Origin of the sequence: Massilia cavernae, from assembly GCF_003590855.1 — a bacterium.
GTDB classification, from domain to species: domain Bacteria; phylum Pseudomonadota; class Gammaproteobacteria; order Burkholderiales; family Burkholderiaceae_D; genus Telluria_A; species Telluria_A cavernae.
This window is the reverse complement of the sequence record NZ_QYUP01000189.1, coordinates 1-2,563: the sequence shown is the minus strand read 5'-3', so window position 1 is coordinate 2,563 and position 2,563 is coordinate 1. Positions and strand designations below refer to the sequence as shown.

Sequence of the window (2,563 nt, the reverse complement as noted above, 5' to 3'; positions counted from 1 at the left end):
CCTATAATACCAACGATGAACCGAACCAATCCGATAATTCTCGTTTTATACTACTCGCGCCATGGCGCCACCCGCAAACTCGCTGAACTCATCGCCCAGGGCATCGAAAGCGTCCCCGGCGCCGAAGCGCGCCTGCGCACGGTGCCTGCCGTGTCGACCGTGGCCGAAGCCACCGCGCCGTCGATTCCGTCCAGCGGCGCCCCCTACGTCGAACTGCAGGACCTGGCCGACTGCGCCGGCCTTGCGCTTGGCTCGCCTACCCGCTTCGGCAACATGGCGTCGGCGATGAAGTACTTCTGGGACGGCACCTCGGCCGACTGGCTGGCCGGCACGCTGGCCGGCAAGCCGGCCACGGTGTTCACGTCCACCGGCAGCCTGCACGGCGGCCAGGAATCGACGCTGCTGTCGATGATGATTCCGCTGCTCCATCACGGCATGCTGGTCATGGGCCTGCCGTACACTCACCCGGAACTGATGACCACCACAACCGGCGGCAGCCCGTACGGCCCGACCCACTGGTCCGGCCTCGATGGCGACAAGCCGATCAGCAACGACGAAAAACGCCTGGCCGTCGAGTCGGGCCGGCGCCTTGCGGAAACCGCCGCGCGCCTCTGGAGGATACGCACATGAACGGACCGAAGTTCTATCACATCGGCGCCGCCGCCAGCCTGGCGCTGCTGATCCTGTGGCTGCTGGCATGGGAGATGTGGGTGGCCCCGCTCAAGCCGGGCGGCTCGCTGCTGGCGCTCAAGGTCATCCCGCTGCTGCTGCCGCTGCGCGGCGTGATCAAGCGCGACGTCTACACCATGCAGTGGTCGTCGATGATGATCCTGCTGTACTTCGCCGAGGGCGCGGTGCGCGCATACAGCGACATCGCGCCGCTGTCGCGCTTCATGGCGTACGGCGAGATCGCCTTCGTCTGCGTCTACTTCGCCTGCGCCCTGCTCTATCTCCGCCCGTATAAAAAGGCGGCAAAGAAGATGGCGCGCGAACTGCTCGACAAAGTGAACCGCGCAACCCATGAGTAAGGAATTCCTGGCGCGCTGCCGCGAGATCATTGGCGCCGGGTTCGTTCTCGAGGGCGCCGGCATGGCGCCTTACCTCACCGACTGGCGCGGGCGCTTCACCGGCGCCGCGCTGGCGGTGCTGCGGCCGGCCGGCACTTCGCAAGTGGCGCTGCTGGTGCAGGCCTGCGCGGAATGGCGCGTGCCCATCGTGCCGCAAGGCGGGCGCACCGGACTTGTGCTCGGCAGCGTGCCGGACGCCAGCGGCACCGCAGTGGTGCTGTCGCTGGGCCGCATGAACAAGATCCGCAGCGTCGACACCATCAACCGCACCATGACCGTCGATGCGGGCTGCCTGCTGCAGCACATCCAGGAAGCCGCGGCCAGCGAGGGCAGCCTGTTCCCGCTGTCGCTCGCATCGGAGGGCAGCTGCACCATCGGCGGCAACCTGGCGACCAACGCCGGCGGCACCGGGGTGCTCAGGTACGGCAATGCGCGCGAGCTGTGTCTCGGCCTCGAAGTGGTGAACGCCCAGGGTGAAACGTGGAGCAGCCTGCGCGGCCTGCGCAAGGACAACACCGGCTATGACCTGCGCGACCTGTTCATCGGCGCCGAAGGCACGCTGGGCATCATCACGGGCGCCGTGCTCAAGCTGTATCCGGCGCCGGCGGCGATGCTGACCGCGATGGTGGCCCTGGAGAGTCCACACGACGCGCTGCAGCTGCTGCACCTGATGCAGGACCGCTGCGGTTCAAGCCTCACCGGCTTCGAGCTGATGGCCGACATCTGCCTCACGCTGGTCGCGACCCACTTCCCCACCCTGCCGCGGCCGTTCGCCATGGCGTACCCGCAATACGCACTGGTCGAAATCTCCAGCCCGGAATCGGAAAGCCACGCGACGGATTTGCTGGAGCAGGCCATCGAAGCCGCGCTCGAACGCGGTTTCTGCCAGGACGCCGTGGTTGCCACGTCGTTCGCACAGTCGCGCGGCTTGTGGCAGGTGCGCGAGCACATCTCGATGGCGCAGGCGGCCGCCGGCAAGAATATCAAGCACGACGTCTCGCTGCCAATCTCGCGCATCGCGGAGTTCATCGACAGTGCGGACGATAAGTTGATGCGGGCCTTCCCCGGCTGCCAGCTGGTGACTTTCGGCCACCTCGGCGACGGCAACCTGCACTACAACGTAGCGCCGCCGGAAGGCGTTCCGCACGACGAGTTCCTGCAGCATCAGGATGCGGTCAACCGCATCGTGCACGACGAGGTGGACGCCTTCGGCGGCTCGATTTCAGCCGAACATGGCATCGGCGCGTTGAAACGAGACGAGCTGGCCCGCTACAAATCGCCGGTCGAACTGGACATGATGCGTGCGATCAAAGCGGCGCTCGACCCGCTCGGCATCATGAACCCTGGCAAAATCCTCTAAGGGAGTGGTCATGGTGCGAATGATCCTGGCGGCGGCAATCTGCCTGGCGAGCGTCCCGGCGGCGGCGCAGTCGATTTACAAGTGCACCAGCGGCGGCAAGGTGACCTACACCGAGAACCCATGCGCGGCCGGCCAC

Annotated in this window: 4 protein-coding genes; all 4 read left to right on the top strand. The window is 66.4% G+C overall.

Annotated elements, in window-relative coordinates; all coding sequences use genetic code 11:
- Positions 1-15 precede the first annotated feature (15 nt).
- A complete protein-coding gene (wrbA, locus tag D3872_RS23845; protein ID WP_119813098.1) occupies positions 16-630 on the top strand; it encodes an NAD(P)H:quinone oxidoreductase in 615 nt (204 codons plus the stop codon).
- Complete coding sequence (locus D3872_RS23840) at positions 627-1,028, top strand: DUF2069 domain-containing protein (protein WP_119813097.1); 402 nt, start codon at positions 627-629, stop codon at positions 1,026-1,028. Before wrbA ends, D3872_RS23840 begins: the two co-directional genes overlap by 4 nt.
- A complete protein-coding gene (locus D3872_RS23835; protein WP_119813096.1) occupies positions 1,021-2,427 on the top strand; it encodes an FAD-binding oxidoreductase in 1,407 nt (468 codons plus the stop codon). The genes D3872_RS23840 and D3872_RS23835 overlap by 8 nt, the downstream gene beginning before the upstream one ends.
- 10 nt (positions 2,428-2,437) lie before the next feature.
- The coding region (locus tag D3872_RS27585) for a DUF4124 domain-containing protein (RefSeq protein WP_220476998.1) at positions 2,438-2,563 on the top strand (126 nt) is incomplete at its 3' end.

Coding starts and splice junctions, on each gene's coding strand:
- wrbA (WP_119813098.1), top strand. CDS start 16: ATGAACCGAACCAATCCGATAATTCTCGTTTTATACTACTCGCGCCAT.
- D3872_RS23835 (WP_119813096.1), top strand. CDS start 1,021: ATGAGTAAGGAATTCCTGGCGCGCTGCCGCGAGATCATTGGCGCCGGG.
- D3872_RS23840 (WP_119813097.1), top strand. CDS start 627: ATGAACGGACCGAAGTTCTATCACATCGGCGCCGCCGCCAGCCTGGCG.